The following is a 23,152-nucleotide window of genomic DNA, read 5'->3' on the forward strand; positions in this document are numbered from 1 at the left end:
GCGTCCTCCAACCTGCCCGGTGTTGCGATCGATCGAGCGACAGCTCCACCGATCCTCACAGCATCTGGTTTCACTCGTCCGGTTGGGACACGAACAGATCCATGCCCAGTCTTTGCGACAAGAACTTCGCGGCGAGCTGCCCTCGCACGCTGTTGCCGGCCGCATCCAGTGGCGGCCCGAAAGTGCCGAATCCACCTTTTCCCGGAGACACCGCGACGATGCCGCCACCGATGCCGCTTTTGCCGGGCAGACCGATGTCGTACAGCCAGTCGCCCGACGTCTCATACAGTCCGGCCGTGACCATGACGGCCAATGCATAGTGGCACACGGCCGCATCGACCACCCGCTGCCGGGTCACCGGATTCACGCCACCATCGGCCAGCGTTGCACCCATCACGGCCAGATCCCTGGCGCTCACATTCAGCGAACACTGCCGGGTGTAGAGATCGGTCGCCTGCCTGGCGTCGCAGAAGATGCGGTCGTAACTCTCCAGCAGCCGCGCGATGCTTCGGTTGCGAAAATTGGTCTTGGATGCCGATGCGTAGACTTCCTCATTGAGCGAAAGCTTGCGGCCCGCAAAGCGCGAGAGACCGTCATGGATGAACCGCCACTGCTCTTCCGCGTTCGAACCCGGCACGAGGCTTGTGGTCGCGATCGCGCCTGCGTTTACCATCGGGTTGGTGCGCCCGGCGCCATGCTCGATCGCCGCCAGCGAATTGAACGGCAGCCCGGTCGCATTCGCGCCCAGTTTTGCACGAGCCTCTTCGGGGCCGATGGCCTCGCACACCAATGCGAACACGAATGGCTTCGATACACTCATGATCGAGAATTCGTATTCGATATCGCCGGCGCCGTAGACGCGTCCGCTGGTACCGGCCACGCAGACGCCGAACAGTTCACTCGGCACCCTGGCCAGGGCCGGATAAACCTGCGAATTGGTCCCTTCGCTGTTCGACTTGAAGCGCAGATGCGCTTGAGACACGAGCTCCTGCACCATCTCGGGCTTGGGCAAGTGCCCAGTCGAGATGTAGGGCCGCTCCGCTTGTTCCGCGATCGAAGGCGGCCACATTGGCTCTCCTTCCGGATTTCGACCTTATTGCTTCAGGTCTTCTAGTCGGCAACCAGAAGTAGGCGCCCAAAAAACCACGGAGTCAACGATCCGCTCCCACAGCCTTTGCAATGCTTGCGTTGGGTCGAGACCACTTTACGACAAATGTGCTGAACGCATTGCATTTCGCGGAATTGCAGCATCGTTACGCGATACGGCACTCGATTGATTCATGCGACGTTTCGGCGCGGCTAGGTAAGCAAGATTGTCCAATCGCCCGCGACGCAATTGAATCAAAAGAGAAGTCATCAGCAACCAGCGATTTCCATCGTGGGCCCGCGAGAGTACGATCATCGTGTGCGGATGTGAGCCCGCTGTTTGGTCCAAGCAACACTGGCCCGCGGCGATGGTGGAATGACCGCATCACTTGCAGAGTGAGGTTGATCATGGTGGCGCGCGCAAGCGACGGACAGCTTCTGCTGGTAAAGAAGCTGGGTGGGCTCATCGCTATCGTTGTTGGCTGCTTGCTGACAGCAGTCGGTGTGACATTCGAATCGACAAGCACAATTGTCGTCGGTGTCCTGTTTCTTGTGCTCGGGGCGGCCCTGCTCACGCTCAAGATCATGAGACGCAATCAAAGTGGGCCGTTTGGATAGCCAAACGGATTCGCACGTTGGACGGCCTTTAACCGGATCGCCGCGCCTCCGCCGGCCGATGCCGCTTGTCCGTTCGAGCTCGCACCGGCGCGACCACAATCCCGCCCGAGCGTCAGCAAGGCCTGTCTAGCAGACCACGCCCTGCCCTAATCCCGGTGGTTGGCGCAGGATCGCGAATAGGCGGCGCGCTCGGCCTGGTTCAGGCCCGCGGCGGCGGCCTCGTCGAGACACCGGCTGACGCGGTCACCGAACGAGCTGCGCGGCCGCGAACGCAGGCTCGGCTGCGTCGGTGCATCCATCCTCGGGATCGCCGGCACCTCGATCCGCGGCGGCGGCGGAGGCTGGGGCACCGGCGGGTCCCACATCGAGCGGCCTGGCGGAGGGATTTGCGCAACGGCGCTCGCCGCGCCGATGGCCCAGAGCAAGGTGCAGGCAACAATCAAGGATCGCGTCATCAGCCATATCTCGTGACGCGCCGGCACAGGTTCAAGTGATTGCGGCGCACGTCAACGCTTCGCTTGATCTGCGAGTTCCCCGCCCTCGTCACGGCTTCTGGTAGATCACGTGACCCGCACGGATGGTGGAGCTCACTTTCGCGAGATTGCCGACGTCGCCGAGCGGATCGCCGTCGAGCACCACGAGATCGGCGTCGAAACCCTGCTCCACCCGTCCCTTCTTCGCGGCCTTGAAGAACCGCGCCGGATTGGTCGTCAGCGAGGCCAGCACCTGCCGCTCCGACAACACGCGGTGCATCAGCTGAAATTCCTGCGTGGTGTCGTACAGCGTAGTGAAGCCGACATCGGTGCCGAACAGCACCGTGCCGCCATTCTCCGAAAACTGCTTGAGCTGGTTGACGGTCGAAGCCACCAGACGGTTGGTGACGTTCGGATCGAGCACCACGGTGGTGAACAGCGACAGTGTGGGAACGAGCGCAGTCCCCTGCGCCTTGAACCGCGCCAGCTGATCCCCGGTGTAGCTGGGTTCGCCGGGTGTGGCGTGCGCGAGCACGTCGACGCCGGACTCGATCACCGTCTCGACGCCGACCTTGTTCTGCGGGTGTGCGAACACCGGCCTGCCCTGCGCATGCGCCACATCGACGGCTGCTTTCGCGATCGCCGGGTCCATGTTGACGACGGGCTTGTCGCCCATGAAGGCGCCGGTGAACAGCTTGATGCCGTCCTCACCCATCGCCAGCCAGTCGCGCGCCCATTTTGTGGCCTCCTCGGGCGTTGCGACTTCCGGAAGCTGCACCTCACGCGGGATGTAGACGGGGTGCCCGCCCTTCGGGAAGATGTTGCCGGCAAACAGGATGTTCGGGCCGGCGACTTCGCCCGCGACGATGCGCGTGCGCAGCGGCAACGTGTCCCTCGGATTGGAGCCGAGATCCCAGACCGTCGTAAAACCCCAGCGCGTCAGCATCTCCTGCATGTGCTGCGTCAGCGCCGCGGCGGGCGCTGCGCCTGAGTTGCGCCAGACATTCTGCGTGAAATGGACATGGCTGTTCCAGAAGCCGGCGACGATGGTCTTGCCGCTGCAATCGATCACGCGGGCATCCGGCGGCGCCTGGATGTCGCCGGACTTGCCGACCGCGCTGATGACGCCGTCGGTGACCACGATCACCGCATCCGGCAGCGCTTCCGCATCGGCCGATGCGTAGAGCGTGCCGCCGCGGAGCACGATGGTCTCGGCCTGCGCCGTCACCGTGGCGACAGCCGAGCCAATCAGGAAAAGCGCGACGCGCAGCCAGGTGCCGATCATGGAGAGTCTCCGTTGCAGGCCGGCAGAGGCCGGCGCGCGAAGATAGCCGCAAAGCGCGGAGCCGTTTGATCGTTCTTGCTGTCCGCGCCGGATAGCGGCGCCCCGACTGTCACTCCTCAGGCGCGTTCTCGATCGGGTCGAAGCGGTCGGCCTCGAGCCCGAGCAGATTCCAGGATTGCAGCATGTGCGGCGGCAGCGGCGCGGTGGCATCGATCACGCCGCCGCGCGGGTGCGGAATCACGATGCGGCGGGCGAGCAGATGCAGCCGGTTCTGCAGGCCGCCGGGCAGCTGCCAGTTCTCCTTGTTGAAGTATTTCGGGTCACCGACGATCGCGTGATCGATATGCGCCATGTGGGCGCGCAATTGATGGGTGCGACCGGTCACCGGCTTGAGCGACACCCAGGCGAGCTTGGTCGCCGAGGTCTCGACCACGGCATAATAGGTCACCGCGTGGCTCGCGCCCTCGTCACCATGCTCAGCGATCCGCATGATGCTGTCTTCCTCGCTCTCCTCCTTGGCGAGGTAGGTCGAGATGCGGCCCTGCTTCGGCTTCGGCACGCCGGCGACCAGCGCCCAGTAGATCTTGCGCGCGGAGCGATGGCGGAATGCGCCGGTGAGATGCGTGGCGGCGAAACGCGTCTTGGCGACCAAGAGGCAGCCCGAGGTCTCGCGGTCGAGCCGGTGCACCAGCCGCGGCTTCTGTCCCTTGGCGTCGCGCATCACCTCGAGCATCTGGTCGACATGGCGCGTCATGCCGGAGCCGCCCTGCACGGCGAGGCCGGCCGGCTTGTTCAGCACCAGCACGTCGTCGTCTTCGTAGAGCGTCATGTCCTTCAGCGCCTGCAGCGTCTTCGCCTCGGCCTCGGAGAGCGCGCCGGCCGTCTTCGGCGTGTCGAGCCGCAGCGGCGGAATCCGCACGCTCTGGCCCTCCTCGAGCCGGTCCTTGGAATCGGCGCGCTTGCCGTTGACCCTGAGCTCGCCCTTCCGGACGATGCGCTGGATATGGGAGAACGAGAGGCCCGGAAACCGCGCTTCGAGGAAACGGTCGACGCGCATGCCGTTCTCGTCGGAGGTGACGACAACGGTCTGCACCTTGGTCGGCAATGGCTGCTCGGCCGCGGCGGTCTTCGACGTGGCGGGCTCGGCCCGCTCCTGCCGGTCGCGGCGCGGCTCGGCAAAGCGCTGTGGCTTTCCGGCTGCACGGTGCGCGAACGGACGCTCGCCGGTCTTGCGCTCACCGGACTTGCGGTCGCCGAATTTGCGATCGTCCGGCTTGCGGCTGCGCTGCGCCGATCCGCTCTTGCCACGATCCTTAGCACGATCCTTGCCACGATCGCCGGCGCGGTCCCGGTCGCGGCCCTTGTCGCGCCCTTTGGCGCGGTCGCCCGGCGATGTGGTTCTTTTGATGCGACGGCTCATGGTGATTTTTCGGCTCCAGACCTGCATTGTGCCTAGCGCAAATGCCGCGAATCGTCACGGCGAAATCGGTGTGAATCCGGTGCAGCATCGGCCATGTTCGGCCGCATACGGCAATCGACGGGGGCCCTGGAATGAGACTGGCGATATCGGCTTTGGCGGCGGCCCTGATGCTCACGGACCCTGCGCTCGCCCAGCAAAGCCCGATGCCCGAAGCCGCGATGCCGGAAGATCTGGCCTGGAAGCTCCTGGAACTCGGCCGCGTCATCGACCCGCCCAAGACCGCCGCACTCTACGCGCCGCTGCAACAGAAGGAGCCCTATCAGGGCGTCAAGGTCGAGCGCGACGTCAAATACGGCCCCGCCGACCGGCATCTGCTCGACGTGTTCACGCCGGAGACGGCCTCACCACCACGGCCGGTGCTGATCTACATCCATGGCGGTGGCCTCATTGCCGGCAACAAACACGCCCCCGGCAGCCCGTTCTACGACAACATCATGCTGTGGGCGGTGAAGAACGGCTTCGTCGGCGTCAATGCCACCTACCGCCTGGCGCCGGCCTTTCCGTGGCCGGCAGGCGCGGAGGATATGGGCGCGATCGTGCAGTGGGTTTCGGAAAACATCGCCTCCCGCGGCGGCGAGCCCAGGCGCATCTTCCTGATGGGCCAATCGGCCGGCGCGATCCATGTCGCGAGCTATGTCTCCCATGGCGAATTCCACAAGGTGAAGGGCGGCGGGCTTGCCGGCGCGATCATGGTGTCCGGCATCTATGATCTGACGGCCTCGCCGGTCGGCGACGCCGAGCTCGCCTATTACGGCCCCGACCCCTCTCGCTATGCCGAACGCTCCTCGCTGCAAGGCCTGGTCGCGAGCCCGATCCCGTTCCTGATCACCGCGGCCGAGCTCGATCCGCCGCGCTTCGTCGAGCAGTTCGAGCTCATGAAGCAGGCGAGCTGCAAGCGGCAGGCCGGCTGCGCCCGCAGCTTCATGCTGCCGCAGCACAGCCACATGTCGGAGGTCTATGCGATCAACACGCCGGACACGCGGCTGACCGATGAGATTTTGGAATTTGTGAAGAGCGTCAAGTGACGCGCCAGAGCAATATGAAGTTATGGCCCGTTGCAGCGCGCGCTGCCAAAATATCGAGAACAACCCCATGCAAAGTAGCCGGCGGCGATCAGCGTGGCACTAAGCAACTTGACACGTCGGGCAAATCAGGAATATATTTCTAATATTCCGAAGTTGCGCAAGTGTTCCTCGCCCGAAGGTGTTGCACATGGCATTGGCGAGCTTCCGCAACTGACGCTTCCACGCCGCAGGTGGCAACGGGAGCGCACGTTACTCGTGGCGCGGCCCAATCTCATGTTGCTCTGGGCCGTGTACCCATAAAACCGTAGGCGTGACTCTACGTCCGCTTTGTCCCGATAGCGACCAAGTTCGTGCAGCAACGCAAGATGTCGCGATCGGCCACTTCCGGACTCATGCGCCGCAGAAAAGCAGGCTCATTTGATCAAGGTCGTCGGCGCTGTCAGCAGAGTCTGGTGAGATGGAGATCCTTCAACCGCCAAATCCTGCGAGCCGCTCAATGAACCAGAACGCAGCCGTGACGCCGATCGCATAGCTCGTAACCGGGACAGTGGCGTGTCTGATCCTTGGCGAAACGCCAAAGCGTCGGGTGCAAAACAATGCCCCGAGCACGGCACCGATGAAAATCAATTGCCCGATCTCCACGCCGACATTGAAGGAGAGCAGCGCAAGTGGGATATCGCCTTGTGGCAGTCCGATATCCGTCAACGCGCTGGCAAAGCCCAGCCCGTGCAGCAGGCCGAAGGAGAAGGCCACGATCCATGGCCGTCGTAAGGTTAAGCTGGTCTTACCCTGCTGCATGCGAACAATTTCACACGCCAGCAGCAGAATGCTCAGCGCGATCATGGCCTCGACAGGCGGCCCCGGCACATGCACCACCCCCAGCGTGGCCAGACTGAGCGTAATTGAATGGGCAACCGTGAAGGCGGTGATGGTCCACAGCAGCACCCGTCCATTACGCACGATCAAAATGAGAGCGAGCACGAACAGCAGGTGATCGAAACCGAACAGAATGTGCTCGACTCCGTGCAGGACATAGGCTCCCGCCACCGCGAGCATTCCGGGCGCGGCCGCGATCTCAATCCATGGGCGGCTTGGCCGTACCAAGATGGTCGAGACAGTGCCGTCACGCATCTGCACGCGCACCAGCACCTCTGTGATTGTCAATTGCAGGCCCGCGAACTCGATGCGCCCTCCCAGTCCGTTTGGCCCCGCCTCGACCCAGCGACGTTCGACGAGCGAGTCCGAGAGCTCGCTCACAACGGGATCCTTCAGGTTCTTTACACGGTCCGGAAGCTTGAGGACGACCGGCAGACGCATGCCCGACAGGACGGGCGTTCGCCACAGAACCTCGTACTGGCCCGGCGCTGTCTCCTTGAGCGCGAGATAGGCGGGGCGAATCTCATGGGCGCAGGCGGACCGACAGGCGCAAAACGCCAGCAGCAGGGCTACAATAACGCCGATGAAAGGACGGACGGCGCTCACTGGGGATAGACCCCGGCCGGGATGGACTGCATGACCGTTTTCGGGTCGAATTTTCGGGGCGGCGGCGCGCCTTCAGGCGGTGGCGCCGGCAGCAACACGGTGTATTTCGCGCGCAATTCGTCATAGGCCTTTTTCGTCGCCTGCGCCTTCCGGTCGCTGAGCCAGACCCGTTTCACATCGGCCTGAATCTCGTCGAAGGGCGGCGTGCGCGCTGGAATCTGCGTATCGACGAAAATCAGATGCCATCCGTAACCGGATTCAATTGGACCCTGCCAGGAGCCCGTCGGGAGGTTGAGTACGGCGGTCGCAAAGGAAGGTCCGAATTCCTTGAAGAGATATTCGGGCGTGCGATCGCGATAATATTCTTGCAGCATGAACGGATCGGCGCCTGCGAGTTTCGTATCTTGCGGCTGGCGATTTAGTTCCGAGAGCGCCTTCTCGGCGTCCGCGTGCGCGTTGTCGCCGCGGCGGTCGGGCGAGAAATAGAGATGCCGGAAGCTGGTGCGCGGTGGCTCCACGAATAGCCTTTGGTTCTGTTCGAACCATGCTTTCAGTTCGGCGGCGCTTGGCTCGTGCGCGGCGGCCACGTCCTCGGCGAGGAACTGCATTTTCTGCGCCATGCGCCGCCTGATGATCTCGTCGTCCTTGTCGAGCCCCATCGCGACGGCTTCGCGATAGAATATCTCCTCCTTGACGTTGGTTTCGACGAGACGGTCGAGTTCTTGCAGTGTCGGCTCGCGGCCCCATTGCGACTGAAAAAGCGTGGCGAGGCGCGCGAGTTGATCGTAGGTCAGAACAATCTGCCTTGAAGGCGCCTGAGGAGCCGGAACGGAGGCTTGAGCCTGTGCTGTCGGGGCCGGTCCCGATGGCGGCAAGAAACGATAAAACGCGAACAGGGCGGCGCCGATTACAAAAAAATGGACCAGAGGCTCGCGCAAGAAACGGGACACAAGGAACTCCACGAAACGTGAACTATTGGATGCGCACGCCCGCCTCCGCCGCGCGCTGGAGATAGACAGTGATGGCGAAGTGACTGGCGGGGTCCAATTCCGGATTTGCCTTGACGATCGCGAAATAATCCGCCGCAGCATCCCAATAGCCCCAGTCCGCCAATTGCGGGGCGACGAAGCCGGCCATGGCCGGGCGCCGTTTGATGAAACTACGATAGGCTTCAATGATGCGCGCACGCGGCACTGCACCGTTGGCGTCGCCGAGAACCTTGAGCGCCAGAAGCGCGGCCTCGATTTCAGGCATTGTCCGGCTGCGGTCGCCGAACACCCGCGTTTCGATCCATTCGACGCGGGAGGCGCCGTCGAGTTGGAGGTCGGCGGCGAATAGCGCCGCGAGGTCTCTTGCGTCGTGGAACGCCAACGCCGCTTCGAGGCGGGCGCCGAGGCCCTTGGCTTCCACAGCGCCGCCGGCAAAGCCGAGCAACATCAGATAGGCGGCGCGGCGCGACGAAAGTCTTGGATCGTCGATCCAACCGGTGACTTTGGCCGGCTCGATTTTCGATCGCGCCGCATCAATCGCCGCATAGGGTGCACGGGCAAGTTCTCCCCAGGCGAGGCGCGCTGCCAGGGGATTGGCGATTTCCAGATAGGGCAGGACGAGCGCTACCCTTTGGCGCCAGCCGGCGTAGGTGAGGATGTCCGCCGTCGCGGGCGTCATCGGCCATGAACGCTGAGGGGCGTCGCCGCCGATTTCGCGCGTGGCGACAATCGCGCGGAGCCATTCCGCGTAGGCCCGTGGGATAGAGCCCAGGCTTGTCCAACCGGCGTCGGCGGCGCTGTGCACCAACAACAACGCCTCGCCGGCAGGAACGGTCATCGCGTTTCCGGCGACAGGGTCGGCGATGATCGCGCCGTCCATGTCTTTTCCCTTGACGACCGCGACCACCTGCAATGGGCTGCCATCAGCTTCCGGTGCGGCGAGCACGGCACGGTCCGCTGCATCGAGCCGCGTGCCCTCGGTCAGCATTTGCCGCGCGGCTTCATAGCAGAGCGGGCACGCCGCCGCGCCCATCGACGAAATCAGCAGCAACAGAATCGGCAGGCTGCTTCGAAGCCGCTCGAGCGCCGCAGCCCTCGTTCCTTTCCCCGGCGTCAATCGTGTCATCAGCGCAAGTTGTTCAGCGGATTCAGTTCTCTGATCGGCGGAATGATTTCATAATTGGCGTAGCCGAACTCGTTGCTGCGCGCGCCATAATATTTGTCGCCGAGCTTATAAACGCTGACCTGGATCGCCGTGCCGACCATGTCGGTGACGAGCTTGCCGTTATTGATGTAATAGGGCTTGGTCGCGCCGAGATAGCTGCTGCCCGCGATATCGCCTAGCGCGCTCGGCTGCATTTCGCCCTTGCCGCCGTAGGCGAAGCGGGTCTGAGCCTGGTTGGCGGCGAATTTCGACGTCTCATAGGCCGGGTCGATTGGCGTCAGCGGCTTGGCGGGGTCTGCGCCGTCTGACGCGCCGAAGACCATTCGCATCTTCACGCCGGTCACGTTGTTTTGCAGGTACGGCGATTTTCCGACAAGCAAACCCTTGAGTTCGCTGTCGCCAAGCGCGACCGCGCCCTGCTTCATGAGATCGTCCACGGTCGGCCCGGCCTTGGCCGTCTTCCGCACGTCTTCGCTTGGCGTGTACCAGATCGGCGAACTCCAGGCGCGCTCCTGCTGGGTCGAGGCCACGACGTCCGGCGGGGCGATGCCAAGTTTCGCAGCCTGGATCGTCGTCCACCGCGGCGTCGGGATTTCGAGCACGCGGGCGTAGTAGAATGCGTGCAGGCTCGGATCGAATTCCGGATCGGTCCAGACCGTCTTCAGTTCGACGGCGCCTATTGTGTTGGTGTAGGTTCCCTTGCCGATATTGACCGTGTTGCCAACCGGCGGCACGATGCCGGTGTATTTGTCCGGCTCGCGGTCGCCCGCCCAGGCGACGTCGAAGACTCTCTCGAAGCTCTGGCCACTCTTGGTCCAGCCCTTGACGACTTGGATGCGGTCGAGATTCCCGGAGCTCGGGTCCTTGAGCGCCCAGACGACGAAGGACGGCGGTTTCGCGCCGGCGGGCATCGGTTGCAAGTCGCCGCCCATCGGCACGCCTTGATCATAGGCCGTCGTGACCCAGGCCTGATCCTTCAGCCAGTCCGGCGCGATCTTCAGACGCTTCTGCTCATCGGTCACGTCCTTCGCGTAATTCCAGCCGCCGAAGAAGCGCACCTTGATGTGCGGGCCACTGACCGCAAAAGTCTCCTTGCGCTTCATGGCGTTGAAGATCGATTCGCGGGTGTTTTCTTCCGCCCAGACGCCCGTCAGGCCGGCCGTAGTGATGTTGCGGACGTCGATGCCAGACAACAACAAACCAGCCATGCGGCGTTCGACCGTGCCGTCGAGACTGCCGAGGGTGCCGAAATAATTGTCATGGCGGTAAGGCGTGGCCGTCGAGTGAGAATCCGACGCCGCGCCGAAGCCGAATTTATAAGGATTGAAACCTTTGGCGTCTTGGAGGGCGATGCCATCCTTCAGCGCCTGGCGGGCATAGCTGCCGACAATGTGCGGAATGCGCCCTTCGGGATCGCCGAGCAGAAACGCAAAAATTTCGTAGCTGGCGAATTCGTCATTCGGCGAGAGCAATGGATGAGTTTCGGATTGCCCCTTGGTCTGCTTCAGCTCGATCAATGGCTCGTTGCGCATGCGATCTTCGGCATAGGCCCGATCGATCGGGCGACCGTGCAGATCGACCTCGGTTGGATACATGCGCCCGTCCGAAAGATTGGCGTTATGCGAAATCGCCAGCAATTCGTTGCCGGCCTTGCGCTGGCTATCCATCCATTTCCAAAGGTCTGTCGGGTCGGTCGAGTCAAGCGCGCTGTACGGCGCGGTCGGGATATGTTTGCAATCCTTGAAGAAAATGTTGCGGTGGAGGTTCATGCTGTTGGGCATCGACGTCCACTCGTAGGAGCAGAAGGCCGTAAACTTGCCCGGTTCGTTGGCCTTTTCGGCGAAATCGACGGCTTTTTGCCAGACCGAGTGCGCAATCTCCGGATCCATCAGCGCTTGGTTAGGCGTAGGAAGGCCCACCAAAGTGACCGCGGCGAGGTAAACTCTCTGTTGTTCTTCCGGAGTGTTGCCCTTCAAAATGAATTGCTGCGCCGCGGGGACTTTGCTGATCGGCGACGATGGATCGTTGGCCAGACTGACGATGCCCACATATTCGGAATGATCGGTGACGCCGGCGAAATCCAATGGGGTTTCAATCTTGATGTCATAGCCCAGCGGATGCTTAATCGTTTGACCCTTGAAATATTTGTAGGAGTCGCCGGGGTCGCCCCGGTTGCCAAACGTCCAGGCGTCGAGCGAATAGCCAGTGTGGATGTGGGTTTCGCCGAAATAGGCGTCGCGTTCGGGATTGCGCTGCTGAGCCTGCGCGGGCAAAGACACAAAGCCGATTATGCCTGCTGCCAAGATTGACTTCGCGAAATGGCTTTGCCTGGAACGACTTTGTTCAGAAATGAACTTCATCATCGCCTCCCAGCTAAGTCTCGAGTGCTGCAAAGAATATATAGCTCAAATAGAGTCGGCGGTTCGGCGGTGTGGCTGGCCCGTCCCAGAGATCATCTGAACGGGAGAGCCGAACTTCCTTTGATTTAGATCAAAGCAGGTCCGCTGGATGATCGAAGGTGCCAAAATTCTCGAATGACCGCTGCGGGTCAAACGCGCCGCTTGGCCGGTTGAAGCGACCCAAGCTACGTCTCAAACGGTCCGAAAAGCCGCCGAGAAGCAACCGCAACGATGCGATCTGCTTCAGCCCCTATCTCTACCGTGCTCGCAACCAGGTCGAGCGGTTCTTCAACAGGATCAAACAATGTCGTCAGGTGGCGACGCGCTATGACAGGCTTGCTGCCAACTACCTTGCTTTCGTTCAACTCGCGTCGATCAGGCGCTGGCTGCGCCTTTATGAGTCCGCGTCCTAGCTCCCGCCGCGCTCCTTGCGCAGCCGCTGCCAATAATCCAGCCGCTTGCGGATCTCGCGCTCGAAGCCGCGGTCGGGCGGATCGTAGAAGGTCTGGCGGCCCAGCGCTTCCGGGAAGTAGTCCTGGCCGGAGAACGCGTCGGGCATGTCGTGATCATACTGATAGCCGGAGCCGTATCCCTCCGACTTCATCAGCTTGGTCGGCGAATTCAGGATGTGCTTCGGCGGCAGCAGCGAGCCGCCCTGCTTCGCGGTCTGCATCGCCGCGCCGAACGCGGTGTAGACCGCGTTCGATTTCGGCGCGGTGGCGAGATAGACCACGGCCTGCGCGATCGCGAGCTCACCCTCCGGCGAGCCCAGGAAATCATAGGCATCCTTGGCGGCGTTGCAGACCGCCAGCGCCTGCGGATCGGCAAGGCCGATGTCCTCGACCGCCATGCGCACCACGCGCCGCGCCAGGAACAGCGGATCCTCGCCGGCGTCGAACATGCGCGCGAGATAATACAGCGCCGCATCCGGATCGGAGCCGCGCACCGACTTGTGCAGCGCCGAGATCAGATTGTAGTGGCCGTCGGCCGACTTGTCATAGATCGGCGCGCGGCGTTGCAGGATGGCCTGCAACTGCTCGGCGTTGAACACCTCGCCCTTGCGGGCGGCGCGCCAGACTTCCTCGGCCAATGTCAGCGAGGCGCGGCCGTCACCATCGGCCATCCGCACCAGCACGGCGCGGGCTTCCGCATCGAGCGGCAGCGGCTTGCCCTCGATCTTCTCGGCATTGGCAAACAGTTTCTCGATCGCCGCCGTATCGAGCGAGTGAAACACCAGCACGCGGGCGCGCGACAGCAACGCCGCGTTGAGCTCGAACGATGGATTCTCCGTGGTGGCGCCGACCAGCACCACCGTGCCGTCCTCCATCACGGGCAGGAAGGAATCCTGCTGCGCGCGGTTGAAACGATGCACCTCGTCGACGAACAGCAGCGTGCCCTTGCCGGTCTCACGGCGGGCCCGCGCGGCATCGAACGCCTTCTTGAGATCGGCGACGCCGGGGAACACCGCGGAGATCTGCTCGAAATGCAGCTCGGTGGCGTCGGCCAGAAGCCGCGCCACGGTGGTCTTGCCGGTGCCGGGCGGTCCCCAGAACACCAGCGAGCCCAGCGTGCGTGTCTCCAGCATCCGCGTCAGCGCGCCGTCGGGGCCGAGGATGTGATCCTGGCCGACGACATCGGCCAGCGTGCGCGGGCGCAGCCGGTCCGGCAGCGGGTGTGGCGCGTCCTGCTCCATTCCCGCCGCCGCGAACAGGTTGCTGGCCTCGCGCGGTTGCTTCGGACTCACTTGGGACTCACTTGCGGTTCACCTTTGGGCTCATCCGCCGAGCGTCACGTTGATCTGCTGGCCGCCGCGCACCAGCGTGATGCGCCAGACCCGCGACCCGGTCTTCGAGGCCTTCTCGAGGTCGCTGGTCCGCGCAATCTTCTCGTTGTTGACCGCGAGGATGATGTCGCCCTTCTGGAAGCCGACATTGGCGGCGGTGCCGTCATCGGCGAGCTCGGTCACCACGACGCCTTCGGCGCCGGCGTCGAGATGCAACTCATCGGCCAGCGCCGGCGAGATGTTGGCGACCCTGGCGCCCTGGAACGGCGAGCGCGCGGTCAGCACGATTTCGTCGCGATTGGTGTCGGGCGCCGTCTCCAGCGGCACGGTGAGCTTCACCGGCTTGCCGGCGCGCTGCACTTCGATCTCCGCGTTGCCGCCGAGCGGACGGGTCGCGAAGCGGTAGTCGAACGCGTTGGGATCGTCGATCGGCGTGCCGTCGATCCCGACGATCAGGTCGGAGAGCTTGAGCCCGGCCTTCGCCGCTGGGCTGTTCGGCGCGACGTTGGCGACCAGCGCGCCGGACGGCAGCTTCAGTCCCAGCGTCTCCGCGATCTCCGGCGTGACCGCCTGCAGCCGCGCGCCGAGCCATGGACGCTTCACCGCCTTGCCGCCGCTCTTGGCGGAGGCCACCACCACCCGCACCATGTTGGCGGGAATCGCAAAGCCGATGCCCTGCGAGCCGCCGGAGCGCGAGAAGATCGCGGTGTTGATGCCGGCGAGTCGGCCGGTCATGTCGACCAGCGCGCCGCCCGAATTGCCGGGATTGATCGCCGCGTCGGTCTGAATGAAGAATTGATAATCCGTGATCCCGACTTGAGTACGCGCCAGGGCGGAGATGATGCCGTGCGTCACGGTCTGGCCGACGCCGAACGGATTGCCGATCGCCAGCACGACGTCACCGACCTGCAGCTGGTCGGAATTGGCGAAGTCGAGCGTTGCGAATTTTTCCTTGTTGGTGTTCTTCAGCCGCAGCACCGCAAGGTCGGTGCGGCTGTCCTTCAGCACGATCTCCGCCTCGTATTCGCGCTTGTCGGCGAGCGAGACCTTCACCTGGTCGGCGCCCTCGATCACGTGATTGTTTGTGACCACGAGCCCGGAGCCGTCGACCATCACGCCGGAGCCGAGCGACCGCTGCATCTGTTCGGGCTGCTGTCCCGGCACGCCGAAGAACCGGCGAAAAATCGGATCGTCCAGGAACGGATTGCGGTTCTGCACGGTCTTGGCGGCGTAGACATTGACCACCGCCGGCTGCACCCGCTGCACGATCGGCGCATAGGACAATTGCAGCTCGGCCTGCGAGGACGGCACGCGGCGCTCCTGCGCCGCGGCTGCGGAAAGATTCCCCATGAAGGCCAACGTGCACAGAGCGGATACGGCAGCAAAACGGACGGGTCGGAGCATTCTCACCTCTCGTGGAAACGCCGGAATATAGTCGTGTTCGCCAGGCAATTGAAGGGCGCCGGGCCGGATAACTGGCCCCCCGCCGGACCGGTGCACAACCCGCGGCCACCGCGTTGAAGCGCGCCGCCAAGCTTCTATGATGGCTGTCATCTCACTGCGCCGCTCCTCTTGTTGCCTGCGGACCACAAGCGGAACTGCGATGCCCGGAAGCAGTGTCGTGCGTCAGTCACGATACGCTCCTAGGACCGTTCGGTGAGTGGGGACTTCAAACACAACAGGGGTGCACAATGGGTGCGACAAAAGTTGGTGCAATCGCCATCGGCCTGGCAGGGGCGCTCGCCGCCTCGCCGGCCTATTCACAATCGGCCGGAGGCGGCAGCGATGCGGAGATCGCGCTGCTGAAGCAGCAGCTGAAGATGCTCGAGCAGAAGCTCGACAGACTGCAGAAGCAGACCAACGCCAATACCGCAACCGCGGCCAGCGCAAACGCCAATGCGAAGGCGGCGGATGCCAAGGCCGCGCGGGTGGCGAGCGCCAACGCCGCGATCCCGGTGAAGGGCCCGGTCGCGCCGTCCGGCGTCGTGGTGACGATGCCGAACAACCGGCCGACGATCTGCACCGCCGACGAACAGAACTGCGTCGCGATCACGAGCCGCGTGCACTGGGATGTCGGCGGCTACGACTATCGTCCGAACACCGCAGGCACCTCACCGCAGAAGCTCGACAGCGGCGAGAACGTCCGCCGCGCACGCATCGGCATCGTCGGCAAATTCTTCGGCGACTGGAATTACTCGCTGATCTACGATTTCGGCGGCTCGTCCGACGGCTTCGGCGGCGCGGCGCCGGGATCGCTGCCCGGCGGCGGCACCTCGGGCATCGAGAATGCGTTTCTGAGCTACACCGGCTTCAAGCCGTTCGGCGGCAAGATGGCGATCGAAGGCGGCATCATGGACGTGCCGTGGACGCTCGACGAAGCGACCAGCTCCAACGACATCCTGTTCATGGAGCGCGCCTCGGTCGGCATCATCGCCCAGAACATCGCCGCAGGTGACTTCCGTTCGGCCGCCGGCACCCGCTGGTGGAACGACCAGTTCTGGATCGGCGGCTATGTCACCGGACCGACGTCGGGCGCCATCCACTCCGCGTCCTCGGCCTCGCCGGCCGGCACGTCCGAGCAGTATGGCGGGGTCATCCGCGTCGCCGGCAATCCGATCAGCGGCAAGAACTATTCGGTGCATATCGGCGCCGATGCGGAATGGCTGGTGCAGCCGCCACGCAACCAGCTGACGCAGGCGCAGACGCTCACGCTCAGCGACCGGCCCGAGCTGCGCATCGATCCGACGACGCTGATCTCGACCGGTGCGATCGCCAACGTCTCCGGCGCGCAGGTCTACGGCGTCGAGGCGGCCGCGACCTATGGTCCGTTCATCGCACAGGGCGAATATTACTGGTTCAATGTCGATCGCTCCGCGAACACCGGATTGCCGCCGTTCGGCGCGCCGAGCCTGAAGTTCGACGGCGGCTACGCGCAGGTCGGCTACGTGCTGACCGGCGAGAACCACGCCTACAATCCGGCGACGGCCTCCTATAGCGGTATCAAGCCGCATGATCCGTTCTCGCTCGCCGGCGGCGGCATTGGCGCCTGGGAAATCGCCGGCCGCGTCAGCACGATGGACCTCAACGATCAGATCGCGCAGGCGGTCGGCATCGCGGGCGGACGGCAGACTGTCTACACCGCCGCGCTGAACTGGTACGTCAACAACAACGTCCGCTTCATGCTGAACTACCTGCACGGCGATATCGCCAAGCAGGCCTCGGCGACTTCGACTGCGGACGTCGGCTCGAAGTTCGACGCGGTCGCGCTACGCACGCAGGTCGCGTTCTGAGGCGATCTGAGCTGAGACGAACTCATAGACGGCCGGGGCATCGCTCCGGCCGTTTTTGTTGCTCTGAAATGCGTGAAATCATCGAGCCGTAGCGGCATCGAAACTGCGGTCCCTCTCCCGCTTGCGGGCCGGGCTATCGCATTTCGTGGCGGTGCCCTCGTGGCCATCCTTCGAGACGCCCGCCTTCGGCGGGCTCCTCAGGATGAGGTCTTGTTTTGCGGCACAATAGTAGACCCTCATGGTGAGGAGCGCCGCTTGCGGCGCGTCTCGAACCACGAGGCCCAGCACTTGCGCAGTCGCCAAGGGGCATATGCGATAGCCTGCCCAGGAGGGGGAGGGCCAGGGTGGGGCTCTCTCCACGAGTCACATTGTGGAAAGAGCCCCCACCCGCATCGCATAAGATGCGATGCGACCTAAGAGCAAGCTCCGCTTGTCTTGACCCCGCAAGCGGGAGAGGTGCAGCGGAGTTTGCCGCACGACCAGTTCAACTGCACCTCAGCCCTAGGCCGCGCGCTTCTTCTTCACAACGACCTCCGGCGCCGGCGCGCAGGACAGCCGCTCCTGATGGCCCTCGCCCCAGGCCTTCAAAATATCGATCACCGGGCGCAGGCTCTCGCCGAGTTCGGAAAGCGTGTATTCGACCCGCGGCGGCACCTCGGCATAGACCTTGCGGATCACGAGGCCATCGTCCTCGAGCGCGCGCAGCTGCTTGGTCAGCATGCGCTGGGTGATGCCGGGCATCCGCTTCCGCAGCTCGCCGAACCGCTGGGTGCCGGCCTGCAAGTGGTACAGGATCACGCCCTTCCATTTGCCGTCGATCAGGTCCAGCGCTGCCTCGACCGCGCAGCCCGGGCGGCGCGCAAAATTCTGCCGTTTCATGGGATATTTCCCAATAGTATACAAACAGGGACTAGTTCCCTGTTTTTACAGTACTTGCCAAAAGGACGCCAGCGCGACAGGTAAGACGGCAGGCAATCGCCCACCACGGAGACCAGGCATGAAGGCCGTCGGATACCAAAAATCGCTGCCGATCGAGGCGGCGGATTCGCTCGTCGATTTCGAGATCGCCAAGCCCGAGCCGAAGGGGCGCGACATCCGCGTCGCGGTGAAGGCCATCTCGGCCAATCCGGTCGACTACAAGGTGCGCAAGCGCGCGGCGCCGACCGACGGCGGATACAAGATCCTCGGCTTCGACGCGGCCGGCGTGGTCGACGCGGTCGGGCCTGAAGTCTCGCTCTTCAAGCCCGGCGACGAGGTGTTTTACGCGGGCTCGATCCTGCGCCAGGGCACCAATTCGGAATTTCACCTGGTCGACGAACGCATCGTCGGCAACAGGCCGGCGTCGCTGTCCTTCGCGCAGGCCGCCGCCTTGCCCCTGACCTCGATCACCGCGTGGGAGCTGCTGTTCGACCGGCTCGGCGCGGTGCCGGGCAAGAGCCTCGATCCGCGCACGCTACTGATCACCGGCGGCGCCGGCGGTGTCGGCTCGATCCTGATCCAGCTTGCGCGCCGCCTCACCGGGCTGACCGTGGTCGCGACCGCAACGCGGCCGGAGTCGCAAAAGTGGTGCCGCGATCTCGGCGCCCATGCGGTGATCGACCACTCGCAGCCGATGAAGGAGCAGATCGAAAAACTGAAGCTGCCGCCGGTCGGCCTCGTCGCCAGCCTCACCTTCACCGACCAGCACTACAAGTCGATCGCCGACTTCATCGCGCCGCAGGGCAAGTTCGGCCTGATCGACGATCCGCCGGAATTCAACGTCGCCGCGTTCAAGGGCAAGGCGGTGTCGGTGCACTGGGAATCGATGTTCACGCGTTCCTCGTTCCAGACGCCTGACATGATCGCGCAGCATCATCTGCTCAACGATGTCGCCGACCTGATCGACAAGGGCGTGCTGCGCACCACGCTCGACCAGACCTTCGGTACCATCAACGCCGCGAACCTCAAGCGCGCCCACGCTTTGCTGGAAAGCGGCAAGTCGCGCGGCAAGATCGTGCTGGAAGGCTGGTAGACGGGTGGGTTAGGCCTGCTGCGTTACGGCTCTACCTCCGCCGTCATTGCGAGGAGCTCGCGACAAAATTGCGAAGCAACTTTGCGCTGAAGCGACGAAGCAATCCGCCCAACCGCGTTTGCGGGCAGATGGATTGCTTCGCTTCGCTCGCAATGACGGCTGGGCGCAGGATCCGTGGAGAAGCAGCTGCAACGCAGTAAGAGCAGCAAACCCGCCCACCGCACCTCGCGAGATATCCCCACAGGCCGGCGGGTGGCTTTTGCCAAAGCCACAGCATCGCCTGTATGATTTGCGCAACGATCACCCCGTCCTCAATCCAACCGCGCAAGACGTGGCTGGAGCGGTGGTGACGCCCCAAGGGAATACATGGGGGATGGGAGGAAACCGATGAATTTGCTCACGGCCGATCCGTCGCGGATCGATCCGGAGTGGATGACGCGGGCGCTGCGCGAAGCCGGTGTAATCGACCAGGTCAGGGTCGTCGATCTCGCGTGCAAGCCGGTCGGCAATGGCCTCGTCGGCGACAGTTATCGATTTCGTCTGACCTATGACGGTGACGAGCCGAACGCTCCCTTGAGCGTCGTCGGCAAATTCCCGGCCGCGGATCCCGACAGCCGCCGCTCCGGTTCCGCGCACACGCTCTACGTCCGCGAGGTCGCGTTCTATCGCGAGCTGGCGGCGACCGTCGCCATTCACACCCCACGGCCGATCCTGGCCGAGATCGATCCGGCAACCGACGATTTCACGCTGATCCTGGAGGACCTCGCGCCGGCGCGCGCGGGTGATCAGCTCGCCGGATGCGTGATCACGGACTGCCTGACAGCGATGACCGAGGCCGCGGCGTTGCATGCGCCGCGATGGAACGACCCGAGCCTCGATGCGGTGCCATGCTTCGTGGTGGCCGCAAGCCGGCGCAGAGACCTTCGCGCGGTGCTGCCCGGCATCATCGGTCACTACAAGGAGCGATATCGCGGCGTGATCGAGCCGGAATTCCTTGATCTGATCGACCGGCTTCCGGACGCGCTATCGCGCTACCAGTCCGATCGATCGGCGCCGCGAACCCTCCAGCACGCGGATTTCCGGCTCGACAACATGCTGTTCGACGTCCGCGGCAATACCCATCCGATGGCGACGCTGGACTGGCAGACGCTGACAGTGGGCCCAGGAATCGTCGACGTCGCCTATTTCCTCTCGGCCGGTATCGACCCGATCGAACGGCGGCTTCATGAGGCCGACCTGGTGCGGTTCTATCATTCGGAACTGATCCGGCGCGGCGTGCGGGACTATGACTGGGATCGTTGCTGGCGGGATTACCGGCGCTACACGCTGCATGGCATCATGATGGGCGTCGTCTCCGCCCTCAGCGTGCAGCGCTCCGAGCGCGGCGACGCGCTGTTCCTGAAAATGACCCGCGGCGCCTGCGCGCAAGCGCTGGACCACAACAGTTTTTCATACTGGCAGGACTGACGCGCTATCGAGCGAAGTGGATACAACGCGTCAGGACAGCGAAAGGGATCGGCGTGCTTAACAAACTGGACGACTTCCCCATCCACCAGACGCCGGAGCCGATCGCGGTTCCTTCGACCAGCGACCGCAATGTCTATGACCGGACATGGTTCAATGGCTACACCGCCGACGGCGCGTATTATTTCGGCATCGGCATCGCGATCTACCCGCACCGCAAGATCCTCGATTGCGCCTTCAGCGTCGCGGAACGCGGCGGACGGCAGCACTGCTTCTACGGCTCGCGGCGCGCCCCGATCGAGCGCACCGAGATGCAGGTCGGTCCGTTCAGGCTCGAAGTGCTCGAACCGATGCTGCGGACCCGGGTCGTGCTCGACGACAATGCGACGGGCCTCGCCTGCGACCTGACCTTCTCCGCGCGCACCGCGGCGATCCAGGAAGCGCGCCAGACGCTTTGGTCGGGCGACCGCCGCGCGATGGATTCGACCCGGTTCGACCAGTTCGGCCGCTGGAGCGGCGTCATCAGCCACCCCGACGGCGGGATCAAGGTCGACGATCGCACCTGCTACGGCACCAAGGATCGCTCCTGGGGCGTGCGCAATGTCGGCGAACGCGACGTCGGAGGCGCGCCGATGCCGCCGCCGAGCGTGTTCTTCCTCTGGGCGCCGCTGGTCTGGGACGACCACATCTCGCACGCGATCTTCTTCGACGGGACGCAGGGCGAGGCGCTGGTCCGCGAGGGCATCACCGCGCCGCTCTACCGAAGCGAGGCCGAGATCCCCGGCGTGGTCGACGGCCTCGACCGCCGCATGGCGACCGCGCGGCATCGCGTCAAATACGTGCCGAACACCCGGCTCGCGCAGTCGGCTGAAATCGACCTCGTCGATATCGACGGCCACACCGCGACCATCGCGCTCGACCCGATCCTCAAATTCCAGATGAAGGGCCTCGGCTACGGCCATCCGCAATGGGGCCAGGGCATGTGGAAGGGCGAGCTCGAGACCGGCGGCGAGTCGTTCGATCCATCGACGCTCGACCCACTGGCCCGCGAGAATGTGCACGTGCAGCAGGTGGTCCGCGCCCGCCAGGGCGGCCACACCGGAATTGGCGTGCTGGAGCAGATTTGCTTCGGCCCCTACCGCCCCGCCGGCTTCAGCGAATTCCTGGACGGCGCGAAGGGATAGCTAGAGCGTTTTCGAGCGAAGTGGATACCGGTTCGCGTGAAGAAAACGCGTCAAAACAAGAATCTAGAGCCCCGTTCCGATTCCATCGGAACGGGAAAAGCTCTAGATCGGCGGCACGCCCTCGACGAACAGAAGGCGTCGCTCCAGCGCGGTTGCGCGAAGCTTCAACGCTTCGGCGTATTCCGGTGACGCGTACCATTCGCGCAGGCGGGCCATGGTCGGAAATTCGACGATGACGATCGCGTTCGGTGGTGGGCCGCCCTCCACCACCTCGACTGTGCCGCCGCGCACGACATAGCGCCCGCCATATTGTGCGATGGTGTTCGCCGCCAGCGTCCGATAGGCCTCGAATGTCGCGGCGTCGCGCATCTCGACCTCGGAGATCACATAGGCCGGCATGCGGCCTCACGCGATGGTGTTGACGATGCCGCCCTCGGCGCGCAGCGCGGCGCCGTTGGTCGCGGAGGCCTGCTTGGAGCAGACATAGACCACGAGATTGGCGATCTCCTCGGTGCTGGCAAAGCGCTGCAGCAGCGAGGTCGGCCGGTGCTGCTTGACGAAGTTGGAGGCCGCCTCCTCGACCGACTGGCCGTTCTGCTTGGCGAGATCCTTGACGAAGGTCTCGACGCCCTCGGACATCGTCGGCCCGGGCAGCACCGAGTTGACGGTAACGGCGGTGCCCTTGGTCAGCTCGGCGAGCCCGCGCGCGATCGCAAGCTGCGCGGTCTTGGTCATGCCGTAATGGATCATCTCGGTCGGGATGTTGAGGCCGGATTCGGAGGAGATGAAGACGATGCGGCCCCAGTTGCGCTTCAGCATGCCCTGCATGTAGCCGCGCGACAACCGGACGCCCGACATCACGTTGACCTCGTAGAAGCGGCTCCAGTCCTCGTCGGGAATGTCAAAGAACGGCTTCGGCTCGAAGATGCCGGCGTTGTTGACGAGGATGTCGACCTCCGGCAGCGCCGCGAGCAGCGCCTTGCAGCCCGCCGCGGTCGAGACGTCGGCCGCAATGCCGCGGACCTTTGCGCCGGGTACGGCCTTCCCGATCGCGGCAACCGCTGCATCGACCTTGGCCTGACCGCGGCCATTGACCACGACCTCGGCGCCGGTCTCGGCCAGCCCCTTGGCAATGGCGTTGCCGATGCCCGCCGTGGAGCCGGTTACCAGCGCAGTCTTTCCGGAAAGGTCGATTTTCATCTGTCATCTCCATTGATGTCGATGGATATCGGGCGCCACATGATGCACCGCAATTGTGTCTCACCGATGCGTGAGGAAATAGAACACACCTCGTCGTCCTGGCGAAAGCCAGGACCCATTACCACCGCAGGTGATTATGAGAAGGATTTGAGCCCCAGCGTCGCGCAGCAATTTAGATTTGGGGTAATGGGTCCTGGCTTTCGCCAGGACGACGGCTG

Annotated in this window: 19 protein-coding genes and 1 pseudogene; 7 read left to right on the top strand and 13 right to left on the bottom strand. The window is 63.9% G+C overall.

Going from position 1 to position 23,152, the window contains the following annotated elements:
• Window positions 1-70 precede the first annotated feature (70 nt).
• Window positions 71-1,069 carry a glutaminase A gene (gene glsA / locus QJT82_RS10260; protein ID WP_051447750.1) on the bottom strand — a complete coding sequence of 333 codons (999 nt, stop codon included), beginning with the start codon at window positions 1,067-1,069 and terminating at the stop codon, window positions 71-73.
• Between the two features lie 425 nt (window positions 1,070-1,494).
• Between glsA and QJT82_RS10265 the strand changes: the two genes are divergently transcribed.
• A complete protein-coding gene (locus QJT82_RS10265) occupies window positions 1,495-1,704 on the top strand; it encodes a hypothetical protein (RefSeq protein ID WP_028339289.1) in 210 nt (69 codons plus the stop codon).
• Between the two features lie 146 nt (window positions 1,705-1,850).
• Here QJT82_RS10265 and QJT82_RS10270 read toward each other — a convergent pair whose 3' ends face one another.
• The 3 genes from QJT82_RS10270 to QJT82_RS10280 all read right to left on the bottom strand — a co-directional run bounded on the left by QJT82_RS10270 (window position 1,851) and on the right by QJT82_RS10280 (window position 4,882).
• A complete protein-coding gene (locus tag QJT82_RS10270) occupies window positions 1,851-2,159 on the bottom strand; it encodes a hypothetical protein (RefSeq protein ID WP_028339290.1) in 309 nt (102 codons plus the stop codon).
• Window positions 2,160-2,247: 88 nt separating this feature from the next.
• Window positions 2,248-3,462: an amidohydrolase family protein gene (locus QJT82_RS10275; protein ID WP_051447751.1), complete on the bottom strand. Its 1,215-nt coding sequence runs from the start codon at window positions 3,460-3,462 to the stop codon at window positions 2,248-2,250.
• Between the two features lie 109 nt (window positions 3,463-3,571).
• Window positions 3,572-4,882 (bottom strand): RluA family pseudouridine synthase, encoded by a 1,311-nt coding sequence (locus tag QJT82_RS10280; RefSeq protein ID WP_028339292.1) that lies wholly within the window; start codon window positions 4,880-4,882, stop codon window positions 3,572-3,574.
• 167 nt (window positions 4,883-5,049) lie between these two features.
• Here QJT82_RS10280 and QJT82_RS10285 point away from each other — a divergent pair, with 167 nt between their 5' ends.
• Window positions 5,050-5,967: an alpha/beta hydrolase gene (locus QJT82_RS10285; RefSeq protein WP_245288652.1), complete on the top strand. Its 918-nt coding sequence runs from the start codon at window positions 5,050-5,052 to the stop codon at window positions 5,965-5,967.
• 468 nt (window positions 5,968-6,435) lie between these two features.
• Here QJT82_RS10285 and QJT82_RS10290 read toward each other — a convergent pair whose 3' ends face one another.
• The 4 genes from QJT82_RS10290 to QJT82_RS10305 are packed head-to-tail and all read right to left on the bottom strand — an operon-like array spanning window position 6,436 to window position 11,963.
• Window positions 6,436-7,449, bottom strand: a complete 1,014-nt coding sequence (locus QJT82_RS10290; RefSeq protein ID WP_028339294.1) for a HupE/UreJ family protein — start codon at window positions 7,447-7,449, stop codon at window positions 6,436-6,438.
• Complete coding sequence (locus QJT82_RS10295) at window positions 7,446-8,399, bottom strand: peptidylprolyl isomerase (RefSeq protein ID WP_196238129.1); 954 nt, start codon at window positions 8,397-8,399, stop codon at window positions 7,446-7,448. The genes QJT82_RS10290 and QJT82_RS10295 overlap by 4 nt, the downstream gene beginning before the upstream one ends.
• 22 nt (window positions 8,400-8,421) lie before the next feature.
• A complete protein-coding gene (locus QJT82_RS10300) occupies window positions 8,422-9,564 on the bottom strand; it encodes a hypothetical protein (protein ID WP_035631061.1) in 1,143 nt (380 codons plus the stop codon).
• Window positions 9,564-11,963 carry a DUF3604 domain-containing protein gene (locus QJT82_RS10305; RefSeq protein ID WP_063607058.1) on the bottom strand — a complete coding sequence of 800 codons (2,400 nt, stop codon included), beginning with the start codon at window positions 11,961-11,963 and terminating at the stop codon, window positions 9,564-9,566. Before QJT82_RS10305 ends, QJT82_RS10300 begins: the two co-directional genes overlap by 1 nt.
• A gap of 293 nt (window positions 11,964-12,256) precedes the next feature.
• Between QJT82_RS10305 and QJT82_RS10310 the strand changes: the two are divergent.
• A pseudogene (locus tag QJT82_RS10310) lies at window positions 12,257-12,415 on the top strand (transposase); the annotation flags it as partial.
• Here the strand turns inward: QJT82_RS10310 and QJT82_RS10315 are convergent.
• Window positions 12,412-13,746: a replication-associated recombination protein A gene (locus QJT82_RS10315; RefSeq protein WP_028339298.1), complete on the bottom strand. Its 1,335-nt coding sequence runs from the start codon at window positions 13,744-13,746 to the stop codon at window positions 12,412-12,414. The pseudogene QJT82_RS10310 and the gene QJT82_RS10315 overlap by 4 nt on opposite strands.
• A gap of 30 nt (window positions 13,747-13,776) precedes the next feature.
• Window positions 13,777-15,135, bottom strand: coding sequence for a DegQ family serine endoprotease (locus QJT82_RS10320; protein WP_155258366.1), 1,359 nt, complete (start codon window positions 15,133-15,135; stop codon window positions 13,777-13,779).
• A gap of 341 nt (window positions 15,136-15,476) precedes the next feature.
• On the opposite strand from QJT82_RS10320, the gene QJT82_RS10325 reads away from it, so the two are divergent.
• Window positions 15,477-17,075, top strand: coding sequence for an OprO/OprP family phosphate-selective porin (locus tag QJT82_RS10325; RefSeq protein WP_028339300.1), 1,599 nt, complete (start codon window positions 15,477-15,479; stop codon window positions 17,073-17,075).
• Window positions 17,076-17,576: 501 nt separating this feature from the next.
• Here QJT82_RS10325 and QJT82_RS10330 read toward each other — a convergent pair.
• Window positions 17,577-17,954: a helix-turn-helix domain-containing protein gene (locus QJT82_RS10330; RefSeq protein ID WP_028335471.1), complete on the bottom strand. Its 378-nt coding sequence runs from the start codon at window positions 17,952-17,954 to the stop codon at window positions 17,577-17,579.
• Window positions 17,955-18,072: 118 nt separating this feature from the next.
• On the opposite strand from QJT82_RS10330, the gene QJT82_RS10335 reads away from it, so the two are divergent.
• From QJT82_RS10335 to QJT82_RS10345, 3 genes are all read left to right on the top strand, one after another.
• Window positions 18,073-19,086, top strand: coding sequence for a zinc-binding alcohol dehydrogenase family protein (locus QJT82_RS10335; RefSeq protein WP_028339302.1), 1,014 nt, complete (start codon window positions 18,073-18,075; stop codon window positions 19,084-19,086).
• A gap of 387 nt (window positions 19,087-19,473) precedes the next feature.
• Window positions 19,474-20,553: a phosphotransferase gene (locus QJT82_RS10340; RefSeq protein WP_028339303.1), complete on the top strand. Its 1,080-nt coding sequence runs from the start codon at window positions 19,474-19,476 to the stop codon at window positions 20,551-20,553.
• A 53-nt stretch (window positions 20,554-20,606) separates the two neighbouring features.
• Window positions 20,607-21,734, top strand: coding sequence for a hypothetical protein (locus QJT82_RS10345; RefSeq protein WP_028339304.1), 1,128 nt, complete (start codon window positions 20,607-20,609; stop codon window positions 21,732-21,734).
• 102 nt (window positions 21,735-21,836) lie between these two features.
• Here QJT82_RS10345 and QJT82_RS10350 read toward each other — a convergent pair whose 3' ends face one another.
• Entirely contained in the window at window positions 21,837-22,133 is a 297-nt protein-coding gene (locus QJT82_RS10350) for a DUF1330 domain-containing protein (protein ID WP_028339305.1), read from the bottom strand.
• A gap of 6 nt (window positions 22,134-22,139) precedes the next feature.
• Window positions 22,140-22,934, bottom strand: a complete 795-nt coding sequence (locus QJT82_RS10355) for an SDR family oxidoreductase (RefSeq protein ID WP_028339306.1) — start codon at window positions 22,932-22,934, stop codon at window positions 22,140-22,142.
• Between the last annotated feature and the right edge of the window lie 218 nt (window positions 22,935-23,152).

The organism is Bradyrhizobium sp. Mp19, assembly GCF_029952935.1.
GTDB classification, from domain to species: domain Bacteria; phylum Pseudomonadota; class Alphaproteobacteria; order Rhizobiales; family Xanthobacteraceae; genus Bradyrhizobium; species Bradyrhizobium elkanii.

Coding starts and splice junctions, on each gene's coding strand:
- QJT82_RS10355 (WP_028339306.1), bottom strand. CDS start 22,934: ATGAAAATCGACCTTTCCGGAAAGACTGCGCTGGTAACCGGCTCCACG.
- QJT82_RS10280 (WP_028339292.1), bottom strand. CDS start 4,882: ATGAGCCGTCGCATCAAAAGAACCACATCGCCGGGCGACCGCGCCAAA.
- QJT82_RS10285 (WP_245288652.1), top strand. CDS start 5,050: ATGCTCACGGACCCTGCGCTCGCCCAGCAAAGCCCGATGCCCGAAGCC.
- QJT82_RS10300 (WP_035631061.1), bottom strand. CDS start 9,564: ATGACACGATTGACGCCGGGGAAAGGAACGAGGGCTGCGGCGCTCGAG.
- QJT82_RS10265 (WP_028339289.1), top strand. CDS start 1,495: ATGGTGGCGCGCGCAAGCGACGGACAGCTTCTGCTGGTAAAGAAGCTG.
- QJT82_RS10330 (WP_028335471.1), bottom strand. CDS start 17,954: ATGAAACGGCAGAATTTTGCGCGCCGCCCGGGCTGCGCGGTCGAGGCA.
- QJT82_RS10350 (WP_028339305.1), bottom strand. CDS start 22,133: ATGCCGGCCTATGTGATCTCCGAGGTCGAGATGCGCGACGCCGCGACA.
- glsA (WP_051447750.1), bottom strand. CDS start 1,069: ATGTGGCCGCCTTCGATCGCGGAACAAGCGGAGCGGCCCTACATCTCG.
- QJT82_RS10320 (WP_155258366.1), bottom strand. CDS start 15,135: ATGGGGAATCTTTCCGCAGCCGCGGCGCAGGAGCGCCGCGTGCCGTCC.
- QJT82_RS10275 (WP_051447751.1), bottom strand. CDS start 3,462: ATGATCGGCACCTGGCTGCGCGTCGCGCTTTTCCTGATTGGCTCGGCT.
- QJT82_RS10305 (WP_063607058.1), bottom strand. CDS start 11,963: ATGAAGTTCATTTCTGAACAAAGTCGTTCCAGGCAAAGCCATTTCGCG.
- QJT82_RS10340 (WP_028339303.1), top strand. CDS start 19,474: ATGAATTTGCTCACGGCCGATCCGTCGCGGATCGATCCGGAGTGGATG.
- QJT82_RS10270 (WP_028339290.1), bottom strand. CDS start 2,159: ATGACGCGATCCTTGATTGTTGCCTGCACCTTGCTCTGGGCCATCGGC.
- QJT82_RS10325 (WP_028339300.1), top strand. CDS start 15,477: ATGGGTGCGACAAAAGTTGGTGCAATCGCCATCGGCCTGGCAGGGGCG.
- QJT82_RS10335 (WP_028339302.1), top strand. CDS start 18,073: ATGAAGGCCGTCGGATACCAAAAATCGCTGCCGATCGAGGCGGCGGAT.